17 protein-coding genes are annotated in these 23,546 nt (G+C 35.1%); 12 read left to right on the top strand and 5 right to left on the bottom strand.

Annotation, left to right across the window (positions count from 1 at the left end; genetic code table 11):
- Window positions 1–32 precede the first annotated feature (32 nt).
- A complete protein-coding gene (locus CELAL_RS09325) occupies window positions 33–455 on the bottom strand; it encodes a tellurite resistance TerB family protein (protein WP_013550661.1) in 423 nt (140 codons plus the stop codon).
- 180 nt (window positions 456–635) lie between these two features.
- On the opposite strand from CELAL_RS09325, the gene CELAL_RS09320 reads away from it, so the two are divergent.
- From CELAL_RS09320 to CELAL_RS09300, 5 genes are all read left to right on the top strand, one after another.
- Entirely contained in the window at window positions 636–1,655 is a 1,020-nt protein-coding gene (locus tag CELAL_RS09320; RefSeq protein ID WP_013550660.1) for a ligase-associated DNA damage response exonuclease, read from the top strand.
- A 23-nt stretch (window positions 1,656–1,678) separates the two neighbouring features.
- Window positions 1,679–3,310 carry an ATP-dependent DNA ligase gene (locus CELAL_RS09315; RefSeq protein WP_013550659.1) on the top strand — a complete coding sequence of 544 codons (1,632 nt, stop codon included), beginning with the start codon at window positions 1,679–1,681 and terminating at the stop codon, window positions 3,308–3,310.
- 32 nt (window positions 3,311–3,342) lie between these two features.
- Complete coding sequence (locus CELAL_RS09310; RefSeq protein WP_013550658.1) at window positions 3,343–5,820, top strand: ligase-associated DNA damage response DEXH box helicase; 2,478 nt, start codon at window positions 3,343–3,345, stop codon at window positions 5,818–5,820.
- A 33-nt stretch (window positions 5,821–5,853) separates the two neighbouring features.
- Window positions 5,854–6,498: a ligase-associated DNA damage response endonuclease PdeM gene (pdeM, locus tag CELAL_RS09305; RefSeq protein ID WP_013550657.1), complete on the top strand. Its 645-nt coding sequence runs from the start codon at window positions 5,854–5,856 to the stop codon at window positions 6,496–6,498.
- 67 nt (window positions 6,499–6,565) lie between these two features.
- Window positions 6,566–7,363 (top strand): hypothetical protein, encoded by a 798-nt coding sequence (locus tag CELAL_RS09300; RefSeq protein ID WP_013550656.1) that lies wholly within the window; start codon window positions 6,566–6,568, stop codon window positions 7,361–7,363.
- A gap of 13 nt (window positions 7,364–7,376) precedes the next feature.
- Here the strand turns inward: CELAL_RS09300 and CELAL_RS09295 are convergent, their stop codons facing one another.
- Complete coding sequence (locus tag CELAL_RS09295) at window positions 7,377–8,726, bottom strand: dihydrolipoyl dehydrogenase family protein (protein WP_013550655.1); 1,350 nt, start codon at window positions 8,724–8,726, stop codon at window positions 7,377–7,379.
- Between the two features lie 122 nt (window positions 8,727–8,848).
- Here CELAL_RS09295 and mfd point away from each other — a divergent pair, with 122 nt between their 5' ends.
- Both mfd and CELAL_RS09285 read left to right on the top strand, forming a co-directional pair.
- Window positions 8,849–12,226, top strand: coding sequence for a transcription-repair coupling factor (gene mfd, locus CELAL_RS09290; RefSeq protein ID WP_013550654.1), 3,378 nt, complete (start codon window positions 8,849–8,851; stop codon window positions 12,224–12,226).
- Window positions 12,227–12,257: 31 nt separating this feature from the next.
- Window positions 12,258–13,583: a TlpA family protein disulfide reductase gene (locus CELAL_RS09285; protein ID WP_013550653.1), complete on the top strand. Its 1,326-nt coding sequence runs from the start codon at window positions 12,258–12,260 to the stop codon at window positions 13,581–13,583.
- A gap of 22 nt (window positions 13,584–13,605) precedes the next feature.
- Here CELAL_RS09285 and CELAL_RS09280 read toward each other — a convergent pair whose 3' ends face one another.
- A complete protein-coding gene (locus CELAL_RS09280; RefSeq protein ID WP_041557675.1) occupies window positions 13,606–14,265 on the bottom strand; it encodes an aspartate kinase in 660 nt (219 codons plus the stop codon).
- 53 nt (window positions 14,266–14,318) lie between these two features.
- Complete coding sequence (locus CELAL_RS09275; RefSeq protein ID WP_013550651.1) at window positions 14,319–14,678, bottom strand: YraN family protein; 360 nt, start codon at window positions 14,676–14,678, stop codon at window positions 14,319–14,321.
- A 172-nt stretch (window positions 14,679–14,850) separates the two neighbouring features.
- On the opposite strand from CELAL_RS09275, the gene CELAL_RS09270 reads away from it, so the two are divergent.
- Together CELAL_RS09270 and CELAL_RS09265 are read left to right on the top strand one after the other, a co-directional pair.
- Window positions 14,851–16,341, top strand: coding sequence for a DUF1800 domain-containing protein (locus tag CELAL_RS09270; protein WP_013550650.1), 1,491 nt, complete (start codon window positions 14,851–14,853; stop codon window positions 16,339–16,341).
- A gap of 12 nt (window positions 16,342–16,353) precedes the next feature.
- On the top strand, window positions 16,354–18,084 hold the full coding sequence (locus tag CELAL_RS09265) for a DUF1501 domain-containing protein (RefSeq protein ID WP_013550649.1): 1,731 nt from the start codon (window positions 16,354–16,356) through the stop codon (window positions 18,082–18,084).
- Between the two features lie 88 nt (window positions 18,085–18,172).
- Here CELAL_RS09265 and CELAL_RS22365 read toward each other — a convergent pair whose 3' ends face one another.
- Window positions 18,173–18,340: a hypothetical protein gene (locus tag CELAL_RS22365; protein ID WP_013550648.1), complete on the bottom strand. Its 168-nt coding sequence runs from the start codon at window positions 18,338–18,340 to the stop codon at window positions 18,173–18,175.
- A 146-nt stretch (window positions 18,341–18,486) separates the two neighbouring features.
- Between CELAL_RS22365 and metG the strand changes: the two genes are divergently transcribed.
- The 3 genes from metG (at window position 18,487) to CELAL_RS09250 (ending at window position 23,543) form a co-directional block, all read left to right on the top strand.
- Complete coding sequence (gene metG, locus CELAL_RS09260; protein ID WP_013550647.1) at window positions 18,487–20,556, top strand: methionine--tRNA ligase; 2,070 nt, start codon at window positions 18,487–18,489, stop codon at window positions 20,554–20,556.
- A 26-nt stretch (window positions 20,557–20,582) separates the two neighbouring features.
- Window positions 20,583–21,101, top strand: a complete 519-nt coding sequence (locus tag CELAL_RS09255) for a ferritin (RefSeq protein WP_013550646.1) — start codon at window positions 20,583–20,585, stop codon at window positions 21,099–21,101.
- Between the two features lie 318 nt (window positions 21,102–21,419).
- The gene (locus tag CELAL_RS09250) at window positions 21,420–23,543 is read left to right on the top strand and encodes a Tex family protein (protein ID WP_013550645.1); all 2,124 of its coding nucleotides are present in this window, start codon (window positions 21,420–21,422) and stop codon (window positions 23,541–23,543) included.
- Window positions 23,544–23,546 lie beyond the last annotated feature (3 nt).

The following is a 23,546-nucleotide window of genomic DNA, read 5'->3' as shown; positions in this document are numbered from 1 at the left end:
GGCTAAAAGCCCCTTTTTTTTTTCTAACTTTTTTATTTCTTGACTAAATAAAGATAATCTTCAAAATCCAATCGTCCGCCAAAAATTTCCACAGAACGCTTAATTAATTTAGCTGCAGTCTCCGAAGAATAACCTAATCCAATAGCATATTTATTAATTAATATCATTTCTTCTTCATCAATTCCATGATCTGCAAAAACAATTCTAAACAAATCATACAAACGCTCTAAACGCTCTTCTGAAGTCGTTGGAGGGTTAATTGGGTATTTATTATCAGAACTTAAAACCTCAGCATATTCTGTATCGGTAATATCTAATTTTCGAGCAAAACGATCTAATAAAACTTTTTCCTGAGGATTAACTTCACCATCGATTGCTGCTAAAGAGGCAATTGAGGAAAAATGAGCTAAATTTCTTCTATGCTCGCCACTGCTGTATAAATCTACAAAAGACATAATCTATTTTTTATTTGAGCACAAATATAATTTTTTAGGAGTCATTTTTTACAATTAAACTGATTATTTTGGCTGTTAATACGCTACAAGGCAAATTGTTTCAAAAAACGGCAATTACAAACCCTATGTACGTTTAACAATTAAATTGATCTTAAAATAATTTTGTAATTTAACAAGACCATGAAAAATCCACTACTAGAATTTACGGATAAAGGTATTTATTGCAGTGTTGCTAAAGTATACCTTGACCCATGGAAACCTGTTGACAAAGCTATTATTACTCATGGTCATGCCGACCATAGCCGTTACGGCCATAAAAATTATATTACCCATCATAGAAATGTCCCTATCATTAAACACCGCCTTGGTGACATCAATGTAACAGGAGTAAATTGGAATGAAAATTTTACAATTAACAATGTAAAATTTAGCTTGCATCCCGCAGGACATATTATTGGATCTTCACAAATAAGAGTGGAGCATAAAGGAGAAGTATGGGTATTTACTGGCGACTATAAAACCGAAAATGATGGTATTTCTACGCCTTATGACGTTGTAAAATGTGATACGTTTATTACAGAATGTACCTTTGGGCTACCCGCATTTAAATGGACCCCACAGAATGAAGTGATGGATTCCATTAATAACTGGTGGCTAGAAAACCAAGCAGAAGGAAAAACATCAATTTTATTTGGGTATAGCCTAGGAAAAGCGCAACGTTTACTTAAATACTTAAATCCCGAGATTGGAAAAATATACACGCATGGAGCTATCGAGAATATGACGCAAGTACTACGACCTCTAGTAGATTTTCCTGAAACTAACCTAATCACTAAAGAAACTAAAAAGCTAGAATTACTAGGTAATATGGTACTTGCCCCACCTAGTGCGCACGGCAGCAGTTGGATTAAGAAAATGGTGCCTTATGTTACAGGTTCTGCCAGTGGATGGATGACTTTTAGAGGTGCTAGACGAAGACGTGCTATTGATAAAGGTTTTGTTTTAAGCGACCATTGTGACTGGGACGGACTGCTGGAAAGCATAAATGCTACGGGAGCAGAAAAAGTAATTTGTACCCATGGCTATTCTGATATTTTCTCAAAATACTTGAGAGAACAAGGGTATGATGCGCGTACAGAAGAAACACAATATGGGGAGGAGGAAACCACAGAATCAGAAGAGAAAATAACCATTCGTTAATAGAAAAGATAGAACTAGACTTTATGAAGAATTTTGCATCACTTATAAAAACGCTAGACAGCACAACCAAAACAAACACTAAGGTTGCTGCTTTAGCCGCGTATTTTGCAAAAGCGAGCGATACAGATAAAGTATGGACTATTGCTATTCTATCCCATAGAAGACCACCAAGACCTGTGAACACGACATTACTTAGACTCTGGGCCTCAGAGCTCTCTAATATTCCCCTATGGCTTTTTGAAGAGAGTTACCACATTGTAGGTGATCTAGCAGAAACTATTGCTTTAGTATTGCCAGAACCTCCCAAGCAAACCGATAAGACACTTACACAGTTTTTAGAAGAAATGATTCTCTTAAAAAAGAAGACAGAGGAAGATAAAAAAGCATACCTCTATGAAAACTGGAAAGTTCTAGACTATTACGAACGGTTTGTTTTTACCAAATTAATTACAGGAGGGTTCAGAATTGGCGTAAGTCAGAAATTAATGACGAAAGCCTTATCAAAGGCCACGGAGATTAATGAAGATATTTTAGCCTATAAATTAATGGGGAACTGGGACCCGAACAGCATTACTTTTCAAGAGTTAATTTTAGAGGAAAATGAAAATGACTACCTCTCCAAACCGTATCCTTTTTATTTAGCCTATGCTATTGAAAATGACGTAAGCGATTTAGGCGATGTTCAGCAGTGGTCTGCAGAACATAAATGGGATGGTATACGTTCACAAACCATTTTTAGAAATGATGAACTTTTTGTTTGGAGTCGTGGTGAAGAATTAGTTACGGACAAATACCCAGAGTTTGAAGCTCTTGTGGGTAATATCCCAAATGGCACTGTGATTGATGCGGAGATTCTTCCGTATGCAAATAACACCATAGGCACTTTTAACGATTTGCAAACCAGAATTGGAAGAAAAAATATAACAAAAAGCCTTTTAAATAAAACTCCCGTAATACTCAAAGCTTACGATATTTTAGAATGGCGAGGTAAAGATATTCGGCAGCTTCCATTTATCGAGCGAAGAGAGATACTAGAAAAGTTAATTACTACTATTTCTTCTTCAGGTCTAGATGTACCACTTCAACTTTCAGCAACCATACATTTTAATTCTTGGGAAGAAGTAACTAAAGAAAGAACACGTGCTCGCGAAATGCGTAGCGAGGGTTTAATGCTCAAGAGAAAAGACTCTCCGTACCTCGTTGGAAGAAAAAAAGGCGATTGGTGGAAATGGAAGGTAGCCCCCTTAACTATTGATGCGGTATTAACCTATGCCATGCGCGGACATGGAAGAAGAAGTAATTTATTTACAGATTATACCTTTGCCTTATGGAACACTAAAGAGGATGGAGAAAAGGAATTGGTCACGTTTGCGAAAGCGTACTCCGGACTTACTGATGCCGAGTTCCGCAAAGTAGATGCTTGGATCAAAAAGAATACTCTTGAACGTTTTGGCCCTGTGAGGAGTGTAACTCCCCACCATGTTTTTGAAATTGCTTTTGAAGGTATTGCAATATCTAAAAGACACAAGAGTGGTATCGCTACGCGGTTTCCTAGAATTATACGCTGGCGACATGACAAAAAAATTGAAGATGCCAATACGCTAGAAGATTTAAAGGGATTAATTCCTGTCGCAATCCAAGAAACGAAAAATTAGAAATACACAGACTACTGCGCTATGCTTGCATCATGAATAGAGACGAATTATATACCATTGCCGAAAATTGGTTTCAAGAGAATAATTGGAAACCTTTTACATTTCAAAAAGATACCTGGAAGGCTTTCTTACAAGGTAAAAATGGGTTATTAAACGCTCCCACAGGTAGCGGTAAAACCTATGCACTATGGTTTCCTATAATTCTGAATTATATAAAGGCCAACCCAAGGTATAAAACCAACCATAAAAAAGGGTTAAAAGCGGTATGGATTACGCCATTACGTGCATTGTCTGAAGAAATTAGACAATCTGCTGAACGGGTAGCTGCAGATTTAGGCACTCAGATGACGGTGGGCATTAGAACGGGAGACACCACTACAAAAGAGCGTACATCTCAGAAAAAACAAATGCCCGATCTCTTAATTACGACACCCGAAAGTTTGCAATTACTTTTAGCATCAAAAGGCTATGAAAAAATATTTAAAGACTGCACCGCCATTGTAGTAGATGAATGGCACGAACTTTTAGGAACAAAAAGAGGCGTACAAATGGAGCTTGCACTCTCTCGATTAAAAACAATTTCTACAGCACTCCGAATTTGGGGAATATCAGCAACCATAGGAAATTTAGAGCAAGCAAGAGAAGTCTTACTAGGTACGGATCCGGAAGTACTAGAGAATTCCGTCTTGATAAAAGCTAAACTAAATAAGAAAATTACCGTAAAAAGTATCATCCCAAAAAAAATGGAAACCTTTCCTTGGCGTGGGCATTTAGGATTACATTTATTAGAAGATATCATCCCGATACTAAGCGCTAGTAAAACAACCCTATTATTTACAAATACCCGTAGTCAGTGTGAAATTTGGTTTCAGAAAATATTAGAGAATCACCCCGAATTTGCGGGTGAGATTGCCATGCATCATGGAAGTATTAATAAAGAAACTCGCGCATGGGTAGAACAGGCTATCCGCAATGCCAATCTTAAAGCGGTAGTCTGCACGTCTAGTTTGGATTTAGGGGTAGATTTTGCCCCTGTAGAAACGGTCATTCAAATTGGCGGGCCAAAAGGTGTAGCTCGGTTTTTACAACGTGCAGGACGAAGCGGTCATCAACCTGGAAAAGAAAGTGTTATTTATTTTTTACCTACGCATGCTATGGAACTCATAGAAGCTTCTGCACTGCAAGAAGCTGTTAAACATACCGTTGTAGAAGATAGAATACCGTACCTTAATAGCTATGATGTGCTGCTACAATACTTAACCACACTCGCTATTTCAGATGGTTTTTATCCTGATGAAATTTATGCTGAAGTAATTAACACCTTTTGCTACCAAGCACTCTCTAAGGAGCAGTGGCAATGGTTACTCAACTTTTTAGTACTGGGAAGCCAGAGTTTACAAACCTATGATGAGTATAAAAAGATAGAGATAGAAGAAGATGGCAAATTTAAAGTCAATAATCGTGGTATTGCCATGCGACACCGTTTTCAAATTGGTACTATAGTTAGCGATGCTAATTTAACTGTACGCTACCAAAAAGGAGGTTATATTGGATCTATTGAAGAGTTTTTTGTTTCTAAATTATCTCCTGGAGACATTTTTACTTTTGCAGGTAGAAATTTAGAATTCATCAGAATAAAAGAAATGCAAGTTCATGTGCGTAATTCCAGTAAAAAAACCAATAAAATCCCTAGTTGGATGGGTGGGCGCCTCACTTTTTCCGCACAAATGTCAGAATTACTGCGTGAAGAATTATATAAAGCCTCCTCCCCTAACTCCTCCAAAAAAGGGAAGCTTAGCGCTGAACTCATTTCTTTAAAACACATTTTTGATAAGCAGAAGGAAGAGAGTATAGTTCCAAAACCAAGTGAATTTTTGATTGAAACTTTTAAAACACGTGATGGATATCATCATATCTTTTATCCGTTTGAGGGTAGGTTTGTTCATGAAGCAATGGGTAGTTTACTTGGCTATCGCATAAGTTTACTTTCACCAATTACATTTTCTTTAGCCTTTAATGACTATGGTTTTGAATTACTTTCTGACCAAGAGATAGACCTACAACAGGTTTTAGATAATAATTTGTTTTCCACAGATTTTATGTTGAGTGATTTACAAAAAAGTTTAAATGCTACCGAGATGGCACGCAGAAAATTCCGTGATATTGCGGTAATTAGTGGCATGGTATTTACTGGCTACCCTAATAAAGGAGTAAAAATGAAACACCTACAAAGTAGTTCTCAACTTCTTTTTGACGTTTTTAGAGATTACGAAGCTGATAATTTACTTTTCCAACAAGCATTTACAGAGACTTTTGAACACCAACTAGAAGAAGGGCGTTTACGGTTGGCCCTAGAGCGTATTGCACAACAAGAGATTGTTTGGAAAGCATGCCAGAAACCAACACCATTTTCGTTCCCTATAATTACCGATCGCTTACGTGAGAAATTATCTAGCGAAAAATTAGCAGATCGCATCAAACGTATGACCGCCCTACTTACTAAAAAGTAGTTAACACATGGCTTTTTCTTATTTTTGTCACGAATGACAGAATCTATAGTTTTAAATGGTCAAACATTTACCCTACATTGTTCAGGTGCTCTTTTTTGGGAAGAAAAAAGCACTCTTATTGTTAGTGATATTCATTTCGGAAAAATATCACATTTTAGAAAACATGGTGCTGCGGTTCCCCAAAAGGCTATTCAGAAAAATTTTACACTTTTAGAGACTATCGTCACCCAATTCACTCCAAAAAATATTTGTTTTTTAGGAGATTTGTTTCACTCCTCTCTAAACGCAGAGTGGATTTTATTTGAAAATTGGGTAGCTACAACCAATGCTCAGTTATACCTGGTGGCAGGAAATCACGATATTATTTCTCCCTTAAGATATGAAGCATTAAATATTCAGGTAGTATCTGAAATAGTAACTCAAGGGTTTCTATTGACGCATCATCCCGAAGAACGCGAAGGACTTTTTAATTTCGCAGGACATATTCATCCCGCTATTAAATTAAAAGGTATTGGAAAACAGTTTTTAAAACTGGCTTGCTTTTTTAAATCGAATAACCAAATGATATTACCTGCCTTTGGAGAATTTACGGGTACATTTGTACTGCAGCCTACCAAAGAAAATGAAGTATATGCAATTGCTAAAGAAGAAATATTTAAGATTAAAATAGAATCATAATTGATCTAAGTTCATCTTTAAAGTGATACCATTAATAACAATATAAAAAGGCACTTAATTTTATCTTATGGAAAAGAAATTAGCACTTTTAAACGCAGCCTCTGTTCTCTTTGTGATTGTCATAAATTATATATCTCAAGCACTTAAATTTAACAATACTACTATTGGAGAAATCAGTAAACAATATGACAACCTGTTTACACCAGCAGGCTATGCCTTCGCTATATGGGGGCTTATCTTTCTTTCATTAGTTGGTTATGCTGTTTTTCAGGTCCGAAGAGCTTTTTTTAGCACTAAAACCACCGATTTCATCCTTCAAACTGGTTATTGGTTTGCCATAGCAAATTTTTTAAACGGTCTTTGGGTACTGGCCTTTGTTTACGACTATACGGGATTATCCGTGCTCATTATGTTTGGAATCTTATGTTCTTTGATTAAAATAATTCTAAATACTAATATGGAACGTTGGGATGCTCCCATAGAAATTATTGGCTTCGTTTGGTGGCCAGTCTGTTTGTATAGCGGATGGATTACGGTAGCTACCATTGCAAATGTCACCGCTTATTTAGCAAAACTTGGTTGGACAGGTGGTTTTCTATCTGAAACTACGTGGACCATACTTATGATTGGTATTGCAACTATCATCAACCTTTTGATTACCTATAAACGGAACATGCGGGAATTTGCTTTAGTTGCCGTTTGGGCTTTTGTGGCTATTTATTTCCGTCAGATAGATACGTTTCCAGTAATTGCCTACGCAGCAGCGGCAGCAAGTGCTCTATTATTTACATCCACTTTTTATCACGCCTATAAAAATAGAGCCACCGGCCCTGCTATTAAATTAAAAGAACGATTGGCAAAATAGAATGGCTTGTTATTTATAGCATCCTATTTACATCATAACCCCAAGATGGGTAGGCAAATATAATTTCTTTCATATCGTCAATAGTCATTTCTTTACGAATAGCCATTGAGAATAGATTAATTGTTTCTCCCGCATGTGGCCCAATAATATGCGCACCAACAATTGCTTTCGTACGTTCATTTACTAAAACCTTATAAGCATATACTGGAGCATTTATGCGCCTAGCATTAAACCAATCGGTTGCCGACTCATGGTTGACAGTAACATTTTTATACCTCTTTTTAGCTTCTTCCTCACTATAACCTACAGAAGCAATGTTGGGTAGCGTATAAACAACCGATGGAATCACAGGCGTATTAATCTTGGCTTTATTACCTTCTAAAATATTAGCTGAAACCGTATTAGCCTCTGGACCTGTCATTGACGTTAATGGCAATCCATGCTCGGAAACATCACCACAAGCATAAACATTTTTGTTTTTCGTGTTCTGAAGGTATTCATTTACTTCAATTCCTTTTGCACTATAAGCAACATTGGCTTTCTCAAGTTCAAGCATAGCTATTGCTGGCACACGACCTGCAGTATTAAAAACCATATTCGCTTTAATATGGTTGGTATGGCCATTTTGTTCAAAATGTACTTTAAACTTCTTTTTCCCTTTTTTAACTTTATTTACTTTCGCATTTAGTATGAACTTAATACCGATTTTTTTCGAATAATCGGTTAGTACGTCTACTAAGTCAGGATCAAATTCATTTAAAGGTCTTTCATGAGAATGTATAACCGTTACCTTAGCGCCAGCTCTTGCCGCCATATGCGCAAACTCCATTCCTATATACCCACCACCAACAAAAACCAACTGCTCTGGGAGTTTTTTTAAGTTTAGAAAATCATCACTCATTTTTAAGTATTCAGCGCCTTCAATAGGCAATTCTAAAGGCATAAGGCCTGTAGCAATCACAAATTTATCGGCTTCAATGATTTCATCGCCGACAACCATGGTATCTTCTGATAAGAAAGAAGCCTCGCCAGAAAAAGTAACAACCCCCAACGCTACTAAACTTTCTTCTGCTGCTTTCGGAATTGGTTTGGTAAACTTCTTTTTAAATTTTTGCATATCGCTCCAAAGCAGTCTGGGTAATTTTACAATTCCGTTTCCATTCATATTTTTAGCGAATTCTAAAACTTCTGTAGCTGCTAAAAGTGCTTTTTTAGGATCACAACCTCTTAAGGGGCAAGTACCTCCATAATCTCTACGTTCCGTAATTGCAACATGTAAACCTGCTTTTGCACACGTTTTCGCTACAGCTTGCCCTGCACTACCACCTCCTATTACAAATACATCAAATTTTTTGTTCGCCATCTTCTTATTTTTTATTGAAACACTAAGTTCTTTACTTTTTAAGACAAAAAGTGATTCATATTGATTAAAAATGAACGCAATGCATTTACGAGGTATGTTTATATTTGCACAAAAGTTTTAAGTTGAGCCAAAAAATCATTCAACAACTCTACGAACAGTCTCCGCAATTGCAGAAACTGCACACTGCCATTTCCAATTTTGAAAAAGAGAAAGGTATTATTAACATAAAAGGTCTTATAGGATCGTCTTTATCTTTTGTATTGACAGATGCTTTTAAGAACGCTAATACACCTTTTCTCCTAATCTTTAATGATAAAGAAGAAGCCGCTTATCATTTGAATGATTTAGAACAAATGATAGGGGAAAAAGACGTGCTCTTTTATCCTGGAAGTTACCGTAGACCGTATCAAATTGAAGAAACAGACAATGCTAATGTACTATTGCGTGCAGAAGTTTTAAACCGGATTAATTCGCGTAAAAAACCTGCTGTAATTGTTACCTATCCTGATGCTCTTTTTGAGAAAGTAGTGACCCGAAAAGAACTGGATAAAAACACATTAAAAATAAAGATTGAAGATTCTTTATCGCTAGATTTTTTAAACGAAGTACTCTTTGAATACAAATTTAAACGGGTAGATTTTGTTACAGAACCTGGAGAGTTTTCTGTTCGCGGTGGTATTGTAGATGTTTTCTCTTTCTCAAATGATGAGCCCTACCGTTTAGAATTTTTTGGTGATGAGGTAGAAAGTATCAGAACTTTTGATGTAGAAACCCAACTATCCCTTGAGAAATTAAATAAGATTACGATTATCCCTAACGTAGAAAACAAATTTTTAGATGAGTCTAGAGAGAGTTTTCTTCAATACATTGCATCAAACACCCTAATTTTTAACAGTGATCTAGAAGTTCTTTTAGATCGTTTAGATTCTTTTTTTGAGAAGGCAAAGGAAGCTTTTAGCAAACTTTCTAGTGATATAAAGCATGCAGAACCCAAAGCGCTATTTGTAGATTCTGAATTATTCAAAAAAGAGCTTGATGCATTTAGTCTAATTGTAGGCGGAAATCCTAACTTAAAGGAAATAGCGCACGAAATTCAGTTTAATACAAGACCTCAACCTTCTTTCAATAAAAAATTCGATTTATTAATTGATAGCTTAAACGAACAAGAAAAGGCTGGGTTCACCAATTATATCTTTTGTTCATCAGAACAACAAGCACAACGCTTTCATGATATTTTTGATGAAGTTGGAAAAAAAGTACATTACAAAACAGTAGTATTTCCACTTTTTCAAGGCTTTATAGATATCGATTTAAAAATAACCTGTTTTACAGATCATCAAATTTTTGAACGATACCATAAATTCCATTTAAAAAACGGGTATTCTAAGAAACAAGCCATTACGCTAAAGGAATTAACCCGTTTAGATATTGGCGATTATGTGACCCATATGGACCACGGTGTTGGAAAATTTGGTGGTTTACAAAAAATTGATGTGGAAGGCAAGAAGCAAGAAGCTATTAAATTAGTGTATGGCGAGCGCGATATCCTATATGTAAGCATCCATTCCCTTCATAAAATTTCTAAATTCACTGGCAAAGATGGTACGCCTCCAAAAATATACAAGCTTGGCTCTGGTGCTTGGAAAAAAGTAAAAGAAAAAGCGAAATCTAGAGTTAAGAAAATTGCCTTTGATCTTATTCAAATCTATGCAAAAAGAAGAACGCTAAAAGGATTTCAATATGCTCCTGATGGGTATTTGCAACACGAACTAGAGGCCTCTTTTATCTATGAAGATACGCCAGACCAAAGTAAAGCTACAGAAGATATTAAACGCGATATGGAAAGTGAGCGACCAATGGATCGTTTAATTTGTGGTGATGTAGGTTTTGGAAAAACTGAAGTTGCGATCCGTGCTGCATTTAAAGCGGTTGCTAACGGAAAACAAGTGGCTGTTTTAGTACCCACTACAATTTTAGCTTTTCAGCATAACAGAACATTTAAAGAGCGACTAAAAGATATGCCGGTTACGGTAGATTATTTAAATAGATTTAGAACTACTAAGGAGAAAAAAGACACCTTAGAACGCTTAGAAGCAGGTAAAGTTGATATTATTATTGGCACACACCAATTAGTAAACAAAAATGTAAAATTTAAAGACTTAGGATTATTAATTGTTGATGAAGAACAGAAATTTGGTGTAGCCGTAAAAGACAAATTAAAATCTATTAAAGAGAATGTAGATGTCTTGACATTAACAGCAACTCCTATCCCGAGAACATTACAATTTAGTTTGATGGCTGCTCGTGATTTATCGGTAATAAATACAGCACCACCAAACAGGTATCCTATTCAGAGTGATGTCATTCGCTTTTCAGAAGAAACCATCCGTGATGCGGTGAGTTATGAAATTCAACGAGGCGGACAAGTATTTTTTATCCATAATCGTGTAGAAAACATCAAAGAAGTTGCGGGTTTAATACAACGCTTAGTACCCGATGCTAAAATTGGAATTGGACACGGACAAATGGAAGGCAAAAAGCTAGAAATTTTAATGCTCGCTTTTATCAATGGAGAGTTTGATGTATTGGTCTCTACGACCATTATTGAAAGCGGACTAGATGTTTCTAATGCAAATACCATATTCATCAATAATGCCAATAATTTTGGTTTGAGTGATTTGCACCAGATGCGTGGACGTGTAGGACGAAGTAACAAAAAGGCATTTTGTTATTTTATTACACCGCCATATGAAGTAATGACCTCTGATGCTCGCAAACGAATTGAAGCTTTAGAGCAATTTACAGAATTAGGTAGTGGATTTAATATTGCCATGAAAGATTTAGAAATTCGTGGCGCTGGTGATATTCTTGGTGGCGAACAAAGCGGATTTATAAATGATATTGGTTTTGATGCCTATCAAAAAATCTTAGCGGAAGCTGTTGAGGAGCTTAAAGAAAATGAATTTAAAGACCTTTACGAAGAAATTGAAGGGCATACACATGAGAAAGTGTTTGTAAAAGAAACCCAGATTGATGCCGATTTTGAGTTGCTTTTCCCTGATGATTATATCAATAATATTACAGAACGATTAAATCTGTATACTGCACTAAATCTAATTACGGATGAAGAAGGTTTAAAGAAATTTGAATTAGACCTAATCGATCGTTTTGGAGAACTACCTATAGAAGCAGAAGATCTATTAAATTCTGTTCGTATAAAATGGATCGCTAATGCTATTGGTTTAGAAAAAATAGTGATGAAACAAGGTAAAATGATAGGATATTTTATCGCTGATCAACAATCTGCTTTTTACCAGAGTGCTAACTTTACAAAAGTATTACAGTTTGTACAAGCGCATCCTAAATTGTGTAAGATTAAAGAGAAACAAACGAGAAACGGATTGCGATTACTCTTAGTTTTTGAAACTATTAATTCTCTAGATAAAGCTTATCTAGCCATACAACACTTTGAAAAAGAAAAGAAACTAGCTACAAATTAATTTTTGGAGTGGTTTTTGTAAATTTAGAAATATGAAAAAAATACTCTTGTCAATACTCGCGTTATTTGCATTAAGTGTTAACGCGCAACACACCATATCAGGCACCTTTACGCCTGCCAAAGATTATACCTACCTTATAGCCTACCGTTTAAAACCTGGCACCCAAGCTTACACTGCAGATACTGCAATTAAATTTGGCAAATTCACGCTAAATATGCCTAAAAATGCGGCACCAGGAATGTATCGGTTGGTATATGCTGTACCACAAGACGAGTATAATTTTGACGTTATCTACAATGGTAAAGAAGATATTGTTTTAGACTTTAATACAGATGAAGGTGTAAAGTACAAGACATCAGAAGAAAACAGTATTTTAAATTCCTATTTGCACGAAATTAATGCTGCAGAAAAAGAACTAATAAACTTTTATACAGAACAAAGTACAAATCAAAAAAAATTCAAAGCATTAACAAAAATTCTTTCAGATATTCAAAAAACCTATGAAGCTAAATCAGAAGGATTGCTTGCCTATCATTTTATTTTGGGAAATGCGCCATATATTCCAAAAAGTTACAAGACAGTAGCACAATATGTTGCTTGTAAAAAAGAAAATTACTTTAAAGCTATTGATTTTAAAGATCCTATTCTACAAAGCTCTGTTTTTCTAACGGATAAAGTAGCAAACTATGTTTTTACTGCAGTACCGTTAAACCTTTCAGGTACCGAAGCATTAGAAAAAGAAGTTATAAAAAATGTTGATGATGTTTCTGCTCAAATTAGTGATTTAGGTCCAGATTTTAGATTTAACCTATACAATGAGTTGTGGAATACGGCGGTAGCCTACAACTATAATAAAGTAGCTGATTATATATACAGTAGCTACCTTAAAAACCTAGCTACTGCAACAGAAAACCTAGAAATTATAAAAACAATTGAGGCTCATAATAGATTGCGTTTAGGCGAAATAGCACCAGAAATTACTTGGAAGGTAGAGAAAGATGTAAAAAAGCTTAGTGAATTAGCGCCTGCAAAAAATTATTTGTTAATTTTCTGGAGTAGTACATGTGGACATTGTTTAAATGAATTACCTGCTTTACACAAAGAGCTTAGAGATAAGTCTGATATTACCGTTATAGCAGTAGGGTTAGAAGACGAAGTAGAAAATTGGGAAATAGAATCGGCAAAGTTACCTAATTTCCAACATGCTATCTCTTTAGGAAAGTGGGATAGTGAATATTCAAAATTATATGACATTCACGCTACACCTACCTATTATATTTTAGATAGCGAAAAAAGAATTATTGCTAAACCAGAAGGTGATAAAGCAGCTGTAGAATTTTTAAATAAAATCTACTAACTGCTTTCTATAAAAATATATTTTAAAGTGTTTTTAAATCTTTAATAGTTTTAAAAGCTATATCTACATGTTCATCATCTACTAAGATGGTGAACTCGTTGGTTGTAGAAATAACTTCATAAAGTACAATACCTTCCCATGCTAAACGCTGAAATATAAAATAATAGATCCCAGGTACTGTTACATTTTCCGAAGGTAATTTAACGGTAATAGAAGATAAATTTTCTGCTTTTTGAGTGCAACGCTCCCCTTCAAATAATGTCTCAACAGTTTTATCTAAGCTGTTGCTTACTACAATGTTAGACTCATTTACGCCTCTAGAAGAGGTATAAAAAACATCTTTGTCTTTATTTACTTCTTTTAATAACAGGCGTTGATTTTCTAAAAGACTATCAGAAAGTAAAAAAGTAAAATCTGTTAATGAAGAACGTACAGTAATCTCTCCAATATTTTTAAGCACTTTAATAATTTTGTGAGTCGCCCTAAACTCTAAATCATCAGATAATCTTTTTAATGCCATTACAATTGCACCATTGCGAATGTCTTTGCCTAGCTCGGCTTCGATTTCTGGTTTAACAATTCTAGACAGAGATGTAAGATTAATAATTCCCTGTGCTAATGCGCTTTGTAAAAAAGGCTTTTTCTTAATGTAATGTTCTACGACAGACGATATTGTTTTCATAATTCCGGTTGTGAAATGCAAATATAACAATTTGTTATAAATAAAACAAATATTTAGAAATGATAAAAAGCATCCTCTATGTGGTTGATTTTGAAGCCTTCTTTTAATTTTATAATTGTTATAATATCAAAACGAACCTCAACATCTAGATTATTTACAGTCACATATTGATGTGCTGCAGCTACAAGAAGATTAATTTTTTTTTGATGTATTAAATCTGATAAATCCGCAATAAAACCTGAACTTCTTGATTTAACCTCTACAATTACCAATGTATCTTTTAACTGAGCAATAATATCAACTTCAGCTTTTAAATACCGGTAGTTTTTTTCACGAATCTCATACCCCCTTTTTTTTAGGTAATTTATCGCATATTGCTCTCCTAATTTTCCAAAATCATTATGATCTGCCATAAATTTTATAAATTTTTCTTATTAAATACGCACTTCATCGAAAATATGGGTACTTCGGCGTCCAAAACCACTACTGCTACGTAATTTTATTGCTAATGTTGAGTTATATGTAATATACATAACATTTTACATATATGAATTCCCCCAAAATAACCAATTTTAGAACTTCAGTATGGAATACTTTATAAATTGTAATACCTCCCCGCTTACTCCTTACACAACGCCATTGGATAAGCAAAGAGCAGAACATTTTTACCGAAGAATAGGCCTTAGTGCCTCTGTAGCAACTATTGAAAGTGCAGTAGGACAAACAGCAGAATCTTTAGTAAATAGCATTATTAATGAAGCTATTGCTAAGCCTGCAAGTGCCGCTCCCGTTTGGGCAGATTGGACACGAGCAGATTATCCAGAAGATAGTGAAACCCGTAGTCCTATTGTTAATGCACAGTATGAGGAATGGCGATTAACGTATACTACTGCTATTTTATCTAATAATTTAAGAGATCGATTAAGCTTTTTTTGGAGCAATCATTTTGTTACCGAATTAAGAAAATACGATGCTCCTACCTATTTATACCATTACACCAACTGTTTACAACGTAATTCTATTGGTAACTTTAGAACATTTACAAGTGAAATTGGAATTGATAATGCCATGTTGTATTATTTAGATGGTGTGTATAATAATGGAAACAACCCTAATGAAAATTATGGTCGTGAACTTTATGAGTTATTTACCTTAGGAGAAGGCAATAACTATACGGAAGATGATATTATAGAAACAGCCCGTGCACTTACGGGTTACGTAGATAGACCTGATATAGGATGGTCTCCAGTAAATTTTGATCCTACAAAATTTGATGATACTCCCAAAACGATATTTGGACAGACGGCTAACTTTGATTATGATGGTGTCATAGACAACCTATTTACACAGCGACCAAATGAAATAAGTTACTTTATCTGTAAAAAATTGTATGAGTTTTTTGTACATCCAGATTCTACAGACGATGCTGGAAATGCAGAAGCTATTATATTAGGAATGGCGACCACTTTTAGAGCTAATGACTTTGAAATTGCTCCGGTACTATCACAGTTATTTAAAAGTCAGCACTTTTTTGATGATGAAGCCATTGGTGTAATTATCAAAAGCCCTTTTGATCTATACTTAAACTTATTAAACGAAACTGGTTTTGCTTATACGGATAGTATTATAGCGAACATGTATAGTACCAGCAAGCTATTAGGACAAGAGGTTTTTAACCAACCAGGCGTAGAAGGTTGGTATAGAAATAGACAATGGATAAATAACAACTTCATGATTGGCCGTTGGCTATCTTGTGAAATGTTTTTAGAGCTGTTTTATACCGCTAACACAGAGCAGTTTTTTGATTTAGCAAATTCACTGGTGCCAAATGCAGCCACAGTAAATAATCCAGATGATATTACAAATGCTCTTTTAGAAAAATTTTTCCCAAAAGGTATTGCAGATGATCAATTACAAAATGCGTTGGATGTATTTAGAGATGCATCACTAGAACAGTATTATGCTCCTGATGGAGATGGAAGCTGGACGATTTACAACTACGCAGACTCCGCAAAACAACAATTGTACTTTTTATTACTCCACATCATTAGACAACCAGAATTTCAATTAAAATAAAAACCTACCACTATGTGTGATACTCATAATAAAACTCCCCATAAAGGACTAGAGCATGAAGGTCATGATCTAGAGCATAAAGCTTGGAGCAGACGTTCATTTTTACAAGCTATGGGATTAGCTGGTTCTGGTTCTATCTTACTAGGAAGTAATCTTGTAAGTGCCTCGGCTCCTTCGCCATTAGCCAATGCTATAGCCGACACGGAGACTGATAAAATTGTAATTTTAATACGATTGGCTGGTGGTAACGATGGTTTAAGTACTGTTATTCCCATAGAGCAATATGATTTGTATGCTAATGCAAGACCAAATATATATATTCCCGAAAGTAAAATTTTACGTTTAACAGATGATTTTGGTGTACCTACTTACATGAAGTCCTTAGAACCTATGTGGGGAGAAGGCCAGTTTAAAGCGGTACATGGTGTAGGCTACGGAAACCAAAGTTTATCTCATTTTACCGGAGATGATATTTTTTCTAATACCGATTTAACCACTTCTGGATTTTCAGGTGAACGTACGGGTTGGATGGGAAGACATTTTGAAGAAATTTATGAAGATTATTTAATAAGTCCCCCTGCATCTCCTGCTGCCATTCAGATTGGACAATATGGTAGTTTAGTTTTTCAAGGTAATGAGACAAACTATGCTTTTGTAACCAGCAATATAAATCAGTTAGAAGAAATTGCAGAAACAGGAGAACAATATGCTATAGCAGATCCTACGAACACCATTTTTGGTGATTGTATGTATGGAGATCAATTGCGTTTTTTAAGAGGTGTTGCCAATACTACCTATGAATATTCAGGTGCTATTCACGAAGCACACGAACGTGGAAAAGATTTACAATGCGTAGAATACCAAGACAATAGTTTTGCCAAACAATTAGAGATATTAGCACGATTAATCAAAGGAAATTTAGGCACGAAAGTATACATGATCTCCATGGGTGGTTTTGACACACACGGAAATCAGCCTTTAGTTCATGAACGTCTAATGTCTAATTTATCTGTAGCTATTAATGATTTTTACGAAGATTTAAAGTGTACCAATCAAGATGATAAAGTTTTGAGTATGACCTACTCAGAATTTGGTAGACGTATTTTTGAAAATGGTTCTAATGGTACAGATCATGGTAAGGCAGCTCCAACCTTATTCTTTGGTTCTGGTTTAAATGGTAGTGCTTTTGTTGGTGAACACCCTTCATTAGAAGATCCTAACGAAAGAGGTAACTTAGAGTACACCATGGACTTTAGAGATCTATACGGTACTGTTCTGGCAGAATGGCTGTGTGTAGATAGAACATTGGTAGAACAACACTTATTAGGACACCCTTACAAAGCCATTAATTTAGGCTTTAACTGTAGTGGCGAAGTTTTTGAAGATATTGTCTATAATGATGGAGAACCAATACCACCAACGCCACTTGATCCGAGACCTGAAGATCCTGTTGCAGAAGCTCCTACCCCAGAATTATTAGACGCTATTATACATAAACCATATTATCCAACAGATAAAACACCACACATCTATTTAGAGATGCCATTTACTGCCCACGTAGATATTCAATTATATAATATTATGGGACAAAATGTAGGTACCGTTTACAATGAAATTATGACCCAAGGTTCTTTAGAAATTAATATACGTGAGCGTATGAGTAATTTCATTGCCTCCGGAAAATACATCTACAGAATTAGAGTGCAAAATAAAAAAATGAGCAAATCCGTAATGGTTGCTTAATGTCATATTACACACCCCATTAACACCTACTTACTATGGCATCCATTTCATCCGTTTATAACAGGTGAAATGGATTTTTTTATTTTAATTAAGCAAGTTTAGGCTTATCCGCATCTGTTTTAAAAGCCAAAGCTTTTTTGGTTTCATAGTTTTGGTCTTTGTAAACGCGAGTAACTTCATCTGTTGTCGTTGCTTTTGGTTTTTCAACATTAGAAGTGTCTAATGTCATTTTTTTTAAAGGTTTTTGATTACTCATAAGAATGTCTTTAGTAAAGTAACGTAAGAAAAAACCTATAATTGTGATGATAAGTCTATTTGTAGCTATAAACTCTAGTAGTTTTTAAAAACAAGGCATACCTCTCCATTTAAAATCTTTATTTTTGTGAGCTAATTACAGAAATAATGTCCGAGAATCAGAAAAATCCTTCTAGATATACAATTACCGCAGCCTTACCTTATACCAATGGCCCAATACATATTGGACATTTGGCAGGAGTGTATGTTCCTGCAGATATTTATAGTAGATATTTACGCCTTATAGGTAAAGATGTTGCTTTTATATCTGGAAGTGATGAACATGGTGTTGCAATTTCCATGAAGGCAAAGAAAGAAGGTATTACCCCTAAAGAAGTGATTGATAAATACCATGCAATTATTAAAAAATCTTTCGCTGACTTCGGAATTACTTTTGACAATTATTCTAGAACATCAGCAGAAATACATCATGAAACCGCATCTGAGTTTTTTAAAACGATGTATGATCAAGGCGATTTCATTGAAGAAACAACAGAACAATTATATGATCCAGAAGCAAAACAATTTTTAGCAGACCGCTTTGTGGTAGGCACATGTCCTAAATGTGGATATGAGGAAGCTTATGGTGACCAATGTGAAAACTGCGGTTCTACGCTAAATGCAACCGATTTAATTAATCCTAAATCAACTATTTCCGGTGCTGCACCCACCGTAAAAGAAACCAAACACTGGTTTTTACCTTTAGATCGTCATGAAGCATTTTTAAAAGAATGGATCTTAGAGGGCCATAAAAATGATTGGAAACCAAATGTATACGGACAATGTAAATCTTGGATTGATGACGGACTTAAACCTAGAGCGGTAACACGCGATTTGGATTGGGGAATTCCTGTTCCCGTACCAGGCGGTGAAGGCAAAGTATTATATGTTTGGTTTGATGCTCCTATTGGCTATATTTCTTCTACCAAAGAATGGGCAGCCAGAGAAGGAAAAGATTGGGAACCGTATTGGAAAGATGAGAACACCAAATTGGTTCATTTTATCGGTAAAGACAATATTGTATTTCACTGTATTATTTTCCCAAGTATTTTAAAAGCACATGGTGGCTATATCTTACCAGATAACGTACCCGCTAACGAATTTTTAAATTTAGAAGGCAACAAATTATCTACCTCTAAAAATTGGGCAGTATGGTTGCATGAGTATTTAGAAGATTTCCCGAACATGCAAGACGTGTTGCGGTATACATTAACCGCAAATGCACCTGAAACAAAAGATAATGACTTTACCTGGAAAGATTTTCAAGCTAGGAACAACAATGAGTTGGTGGCTATTTTTGGGAATTTTATAAACCGTGTAGTGGTATTAAGTAATAAATACTACCAAGGTATTATTCCTACTCCTGCTGCTTTTTCTGATATTGATTTAGAAACTTTAGCAGAAGTTAAAAAATATCCTGAAATTATTTCTAGTTCTATTGAACGGTACCGTTTTAGAGAAGCTGGCCAAGAGTTAATGAGTTTAGCGCGTTTAGGTAATAAATATTTAGCTGATGAAGAGCCATGGAAAGTGATTAAGCAAGATGAAGAGCGTGTAAAAACAATTATGTTCGTTGCACTTCAAATTGCAGAAGCATTAGCTGTTTTAAGTGAGCCTTTCTTGCCATTTACCTCAACAAAATTGAAAAACATACTACATAGTGACGCTCAGAATAGTTGGAATGATATTGCTAAAAAAGACGTTCTAATTCCTGCAGGACATCAAATTGGTGAAGCAGAATTATTATTTTCAAAAGTAGAAGACGAAGCAATTCAAGTACAATTAGACAAATTAGAAGCTACTAAAAAAGCCAACGAAAACGCAAATAAAGAAGTTATGCCACAAAAAGAAACCATCACTTTTGAAGATTTTTCTAAATTAGACATTCGTGTAGGTACGATCATCGAAGCAGAAAAAATGCCAAAAGCTAAAAAGCTATTAGTTTTAAAAGTAGATACAGGTATTGATGTCCGCACTATTGTTTCTGGTATTGCAGAGAGCTTTACTGCAGAAGAAATTGTAGGCAAAAAAGTTACGGTATTGGTTAATCTTGCTCCCAGAGCATTACGTGGTGTAGATAGTGAAGGAATGATTTTAATGACCGAAAATGAAGAGGGTAAATTAGTTTTTGTTAATCCGGATACGGAAGGTGTAGGCAATGGCGAAACCATTAATTAATTTGTAACTTTAAAAAAAAGAAAACTATGTTATCAAAAACTATAGAAGACGCATTAAATCATCAAGTAAAAATAGAGGCTGAATCTTCTCAAATTTATTTAGCCATGGCTTGTTGGGCTGAAGTTAAAGGTCTTGAAGGAGTTGCTGGTTTTATGTATGATCAATCTCAAGAAGAAAGAGATCACATGCTAAAATTGGTAAAATTTGTCAACGAGCGTGGTGGGCATGCCCAAATTTCCGAATTAAGCGCTCCAAATGTAACCTTCAATTCTTTCAAAGAAATGTTCGAAAAATTATTTGAACACGAAGTTTTCGTTTCTAATAGCATTAATGAATTAGTACACATTAGCCTTCAAGAAAAAGACTATGCAACACATAATTTCTTACAATGGTATGTTGCAGAACAGATTGAAGAAGAAGCAATGGCACGCACTATTTTAGATAAAATAAATCTAATTGGGGACGATAAAGGCGGACTTTATCTATTTGACAGAGATATACAACAACTTACAATTACCTCTGCTTCAATAGATACCCCACAATAATTTAACATTTAATCTTATTTAGATTAAGTAAAAATAACTTAAATTTGTCTCGCAATATCTTATAGCGTTTGTTGTGGGCAAAAAAAAGGAGAAAAAGAAAGAGGAAAAGGCATTGAAGAAATTATCGAAAATGACTAAGGTCAAAACCGATAAAGTTAAAAGTAAGTGCTGTTCTAAATATAAAAAATCGGAAAGCAAGCGTTGTAAAAAATGTCCTTGTTTTGATTTGATGAAAAAAGTTGCTTAATCTATTTATAAAATTCACTTAAAACCTATGCAGTTTTCTATCTTGCATAGGTTTTTTAATTTATAGATCTCATGCAACTTATCCCCTACTTACTAAAGCACACTCAACTCGTAGAAAAAAATATAGTCAATACGGTAGAACTTTTAGATCAAGACTGTACTATTCCCTTCATATCTAGGTATCGAAAAGAAAAAACAGGAAATCTAGATGAAGTTCAGATTGGTGATATTGTAAAATTCAAAGAACTTTTTGAAGCGCTAGAGAAGAGAAAATTAGCCATCATTAAATCGGTTGATGAACAAGAGTCACTCACTTCTGAGCTTAAGAAAAAGTTTCAAGATGCTCCAGATCTTACTTCGCTAGAAGATTTATACCTGCCTTTTAAGAAAAAAAGAAATACAAAATCTGAAGTAGCTATTAAAAATGGCTTAGAGCCTTTGGCTAAAATCATCATGGCACAAAATAATGATGATATTGATTACATCGCAACGCAGTATTTGAATGATGCTATTCCCAATGAAGATGAAGCTATTGAAGGCGCTCAGCATATTATTGCAGAATGGATTAATGAACGTACTGATGTTAGAAATCAAATTCGTCATCAATTAGAGAAATTTGCACAAATAACCACCAAGGTTGTTGGCACCAAAAAAGACGATGAAAAAGCGCAAAAATTCCGTGATTATTTTGATTGGAGCGAGGCTTTAAACCGCTGCCCTTCCCATAGGTTACTTGCTATTTTACGTGCAGAGAACGAAAAATTTATCCGCGTAAAAATAGTCATTGAAGACGAGCGTACGATAGAAAAAGTGGAAGACCGAATTATAAAAAACAGAAGCTCTAGTTCAAAATATATAAAAGCAGCGATAGAAGATGCCTATAAGCGTCTTTTATATCCTTCTTTATCTAATGAAACACTCAAACTTGCTAAAGAAAAAGCAGACGCAGATGCTATAGATGTTTTTTCTAAAAACTTAAAACAATTATTGCTTGGTGCTCCGTTAGGGGAAAAACGTATTCTAGCTATAGATCCTGGTTTTAGAAGCGGTTGTAAAGTGGTTTGTCTAAGTGCACAAGGAGATTTAGTCCATAATGAGAATATCTACCCACATGCTCCACAAAATGATAGCACAGGCGCTATAAACAAAATAAGCAGTTTGGTAGATGAATATAAAATAGAAGCAATTGCTATTGGTAATGGTACGGCATCTAGAGAGACAGAACAATTGGTGAAACGCATTATTTTTAAGAACCCTATTGAAGTATATGTGGTGAGTGAAGCAGGAGCATCTATCTACTCCGCCTCAAAAATAGCACGAGACGAGTTCCCAAATTTTGATGTTACCGTTCGTGGCTCTGTTTCCATTGGAAGGCGACTAGCAGACCCTTTGGCTGAATTGGTGAAAATAGACCCAAAATCTATTGGTGTTGGCCAATACCAGCATGACGTAGATCAGTCTAAATTAAAATCTTCCTTAGATACCGTTGTAGAAAGTTGTGTAAATGCTGTTGGGGTAAATATTAATACGGCCAGTGTTCCTTTGCTGAGTTATGTTTCAGGGATTGGACCAAAATTAGCAGAAAACATTGTCGCCTATAGAAATGAAAATGGTGCGTTTACCAGCAGAACAGAAATTAAAAAAGTACCCCGTCTAGGTGGAAAAGCTTTTGAACAAGGTGCTGCATTTTTAAGAATTAAAGATGCTAAAAATCCGCTAGATGATTCTGCAGTGCACCCTGAACGTTATGATTTGATTAAAAGCATGGCGAAAGAAAAAGGTATTTCTATTAAAGAAATTATAGGAAATAAAAGTATCTTAGAAAGCATAAACCTAAATGCGTATTGTAGCGAAGATATTGGTTTGCCCACTTTAAAAGATATTGTAAAAGAACTGGAGAAGCCTGGTTTGGATACCCGCGAAAAAGCAAAAGTATTTACGTTTGACCAACATATAAAATCGATTACCGATTTACACGAAGGACTAGTACTTCCTGGTATTGTAAACAACATTACCAATTTTGGTTGCTTTGTAGATATCGGAATAAAAGAAAGTGGCCTGATTCATATTTCTAACCTCTCTGATACTTTTGTAAAAGATGTGAATGAACATGTAAGTTTACAACAACAAATAACTGTAAAAGTGATGGAAGTTGATGTGGCTCGTAAACGCATTCAACTCGCATTACAGAAATAATAC

The sequence above is a fragment of the Cellulophaga algicola DSM 14237 genome, from assembly GCF_000186265.1.
GTDB lineage: Bacteria > Bacteroidota > Bacteroidia > Flavobacteriales > Flavobacteriaceae > Cellulophaga > Cellulophaga algicola.
Note: the sequence above shows the minus strand (reverse complement) of the source record. Positions and strands in the feature narration are given on the sequence as shown.

Coding starts and splice junctions, on each gene's coding strand:
- CELAL_RS09325 (WP_013550661.1), bottom strand. CDS start 455: ATGTCTTTTGTAGATTTATACAGCAGTGGCGAGCATAGAAGAAATTTA.
- CELAL_RS09320 (WP_013550660.1), top strand. CDS start 636: ATGAAAAATCCACTACTAGAATTTACGGATAAAGGTATTTATTGCAGT.
- CELAL_RS09315 (WP_013550659.1), top strand. CDS start 1,679: ATGAAGAATTTTGCATCACTTATAAAAACGCTAGACAGCACAACCAAA.
- CELAL_RS09310 (WP_013550658.1), top strand. CDS start 3,343: ATGAATAGAGACGAATTATATACCATTGCCGAAAATTGGTTTCAAGAG.
- pdeM (WP_013550657.1), top strand. CDS start 5,854: ATGACAGAATCTATAGTTTTAAATGGTCAAACATTTACCCTACATTGT.
- CELAL_RS09300 (WP_013550656.1), top strand. CDS start 6,566: ATGGAAAAGAAATTAGCACTTTTAAACGCAGCCTCTGTTCTCTTTGTG.
- CELAL_RS09295 (WP_013550655.1), bottom strand. CDS start 8,726: ATGGCGAACAAAAAATTTGATGTATTTGTAATAGGAGGTGGTAGTGCA.
- CELAL_RS09285 (WP_013550653.1), top strand. CDS start 12,258: ATGAAAAAAATACTCTTGTCAATACTCGCGTTATTTGCATTAAGTGTT.
- CELAL_RS09280 (WP_041557675.1), bottom strand. CDS start 14,265: ATGAAAACAATATCGTCTGTCGTAGAACATTACATTAAGAAAAAGCCT.
- CELAL_RS09275 (WP_013550651.1), bottom strand. CDS start 14,678: ATGGCAGATCATAATGATTTTGGAAAATTAGGAGAGCAATATGCGATA.
- CELAL_RS09270 (WP_013550650.1), top strand. CDS start 14,851: ATGGAATACTTTATAAATTGTAATACCTCCCCGCTTACTCCTTACACA.
- CELAL_RS09265 (WP_013550649.1), top strand. CDS start 16,354: ATGTGTGATACTCATAATAAAACTCCCCATAAAGGACTAGAGCATGAA.
- CELAL_RS22365 (WP_013550648.1), bottom strand. CDS start 18,340: ATGAGTAATCAAAAACCTTTAAAAAAAATGACATTAGACACTTCTAAT.
- metG (WP_013550647.1), top strand. CDS start 18,487: ATGTCCGAGAATCAGAAAAATCCTTCTAGATATACAATTACCGCAGCC.
- CELAL_RS09255 (WP_013550646.1), top strand. CDS start 20,583: ATGTTATCAAAAACTATAGAAGACGCATTAAATCATCAAGTAAAAATA.
- CELAL_RS09250 (WP_013550645.1), top strand. CDS start 21,420: ATGCAACTTATCCCCTACTTACTAAAGCACACTCAACTCGTAGAAAAA.